The 2,591-nt window shown below is 58.8% G+C and carries 3 protein-coding genes; 1 reads left to right on the plus strand and 2 read right to left on the minus strand.

Annotation, left to right across the window (positions count from 1 at the left end; all coding sequences use genetic code 11):
* Positions 1-252: 252 nt before the first annotated feature.
* Positions 253-1,773 carry an acetaldehyde dehydrogenase ExaC gene (exaC, locus tag B7L71_RS16075; RefSeq protein WP_081139120.1) on the plus strand — a complete coding sequence of 507 codons (1,521 nt, stop codon included), beginning with the start codon at positions 253-255 and terminating at the stop codon, positions 1,771-1,773.
* Positions 1,774-1,972: 199 nt separating this feature from the next.
* Here the strand turns inward: exaC and B7L71_RS17925 are convergent, their stop codons facing one another.
* Together B7L71_RS17925 and B7L71_RS16080 are read right to left on the minus strand one after the other, a co-directional pair.
* Positions 1,973-2,098: a hypothetical protein gene (locus tag B7L71_RS17925; RefSeq protein ID WP_268762352.1), complete on the minus strand. Its 126-nt coding sequence runs from the start codon at positions 2,096-2,098 to the stop codon at positions 1,973-1,975.
* Positions 2,095-2,591: MFS transporter (locus tag B7L71_RS16080; protein WP_139790155.1), on the minus strand; the 497-nt coding region annotated here is incomplete at its 5' end. The genes B7L71_RS17925 and B7L71_RS16080, both read right to left, overlap by 4 nt.

The raw sequence follows: 2,591 nt of genomic DNA on the forward strand, positions 1-2,591 counted from the left end.
TGGGAAGGTATGAAAACGAAGGTATGATTGTTTATACTGTAGCCTGTAAGAAGTGGTTGCCCAAGATGGAGAGGTAGAGGTTGATCCTGGCTATGGGAACTTTGTTCCAGGCACTGCTTACTGGCAGTTTATTTTTGATTTTCTGCTGCTTTAATGATCTTTCTCAAGTGGTGTTGCGGTAGTGCCAGAAAAAAGTATAAGCTTTTACCCTCTGCGATACAGAGATAATAAAACCAATCAGGAGTGAGTGCCATGATTTATACCAACCCCGGTCAGGCTGGTTCTGTCATTACCTTTGAATCACGCTACGGCAACTACATTGGTGGTGAGTTCGTGCCGCCGGTGAAGGGTGAATATTTCGATAACGTCAGCCCAGTCACTGGCGAGGTGTTCTGCGAAATTCCCCGCTCCAGCGCCGAGGATATCGACAAGGCGTTGGACGCCGCCCATGCTGCCGCCCCGGCCTGGGGCAAGACCTCTGCCGCCGAGCGCAGCAACGTGCTGCTCAGAATCGCCGATCGCATCGAGCAGAATATCGAGAAGCTGGCGGTTGCCGAAACCTGGGACAACGGCAAGGCGGTGCGTGAAACCCTTAACGCCGATTTGCCCCTGGCAGTAGACCACTTCCGCTACTTCGCCGGTTGCATACGTGCCCAGGAGGGTACTGCGGCTGATATTGACGCCAATACCGTGGCCTACCACTTCCATGAGCCACTGGGAGTGGTGGGTCAAATCATTCCGTGGAACTTCCCGCTGCTGATGGCAGTATGGAAGCTGGCTCCGGCGCTGGCGGCCGGTAACTGTGTGGTACTCAAGCCTGCCGAGCAGACGCCGGCATCGATTCTGGAACTGATGAAGGTGATTGGTGATCTGCTGCCGCCGGGGGTGGTCAATATCGTCAACGGCTACGGTGCCGAGGCGGGCCAGGCACTGGCGACCAGCAAACGGATCGCCAAGATCGCCTTCACCGGCTCCACCCCGGTAGGCTCGCACATCCTCAAGTGCGCCGCCGAAAATATCATTCCCTCTACCGTGGAGCTGGGTGGCAAGTCGCCCAACGTCTACTTCGCCGATATCATGAATGCCGAGCCGGAGTTCATCGATAAAGCCGCCGAGGGGATGGTGCTGGCCTTCTTCAACCAGGGCGAAGTCTGTACCTGCCCCTCACGGGCACTGATTCAGGAATCGATGTATGACGCCTTCATGGCCAAGGTCATGGAGAAGGTCAGCAAGATCAAGCGCGGCAACCCGCTGGATACTGATGTGCAAGTGGGGGCCCAGGCCTCGCAAGAACAGTTCGACAAGATCATGTCCTACATGGATGTCGCCCGCGAAGAGGGGGCGGAGTTCATCACTGGCGGTGACAAGGCGAGCTTCGATCCGGCCTACGACAAGGGCTTCTATATCGAGCCGACTCTGCTCAAGGGCCACAACAAGATGCGCGTGTTCCAGGAGGAGATCTTTGGACCAGTGGTGGCGGTGACAACCTTCAAGGACGAGGAGGAGGCGCTGGCGATTGCCAATGATACCGAGTTCGGCCTCGGTGCCGGCGTCTGGAGTCGCGACATCAATGTGGCCTTCCGCATGGGGCGTGGTATCCAGGCCGGCCGCGTCTGGACCAACTGCTACCACCAGTACCCGGCCCATGCGGCCTTCGGTGGCTACAAGAAGTCCGGCGTCGGTCGCGAGACCCACAAGGTGGCCCTCGAGCATTATCAGCAGACCAAGAACCTGCTGGTCAGCTACGACATTAATCCGATGGGCTTCTTCTGAGAGCTATCCGCGTCATCGACAATTGATTGCAGTAAGGCGGTGGCGCCATTTCGTTGGGCACGACTAACGTCGTGCCCAACGGCTATTTTTGTGAAGCGTTTCAATGTGAAATGAAGCTTTGCACGTTGCCGCATCCGGCACACTAGCCCGGGGCGATCCGAACTGACCGGAAGAACACCTTATTGGTTAGCAGAGAGCATCAACACAGCCGGCTGCCCAGCAGCAGCAGGGCGCCATCCAGCTGGTGCCAGCCCCACCACACCAGGGCCAGGGTGGCGGCCGTGATAAGGGCAGCGGCGATGCGCAGGGTGAGGCGATGACTCATGCTTCAAGCTCCTGAGGCAGTTCACGCTGCACCGGTGCCTCGCTGATCCACCAGTGCAGCATGGCCGCCGCCACGCCGAGCAGGATGGCCAGCTTCCAGACCACGTCGTAGTCACCCTGCAGGTCATAGAGGAAGCCACCCAGCCAGACCCCCATGAAGGAGCCGAGTTGATGGAACAGGAAGACGATCCCGCCGAGCATGGAGAGGTGCTGGACGCCGAATACCGAGGCGACGATGCCGTTGGTCAGCGGCACCGTGGAGAGCCACAGCAGGCCCATGGCGATGCCGAACAGGTAGGTGGTCGTGGGGCTCAGGGGGGCCATCAGGAAGAGGGTGATGATCACCGCCCGGGTCAGGTAGATCCCGCTCAGCAGGCGCGGTTTCGAGAACCGCCCCCCCAGCCAGCCGGCGACGTAGGTGCCGAAGATATTGAACAGCCCGATCAGCGCCAGGGTGGTACTGCCGACCTGGACCGCGATGCCGTTGTCGTAGA

The organism is Halomonas sp. BC2, from assembly GCF_002078115.1.
Classification (GTDB): Bacteria; Pseudomonadota; Gammaproteobacteria; order Pseudomonadales; family Halomonadaceae; genus Vreelandella; species Vreelandella stevensii.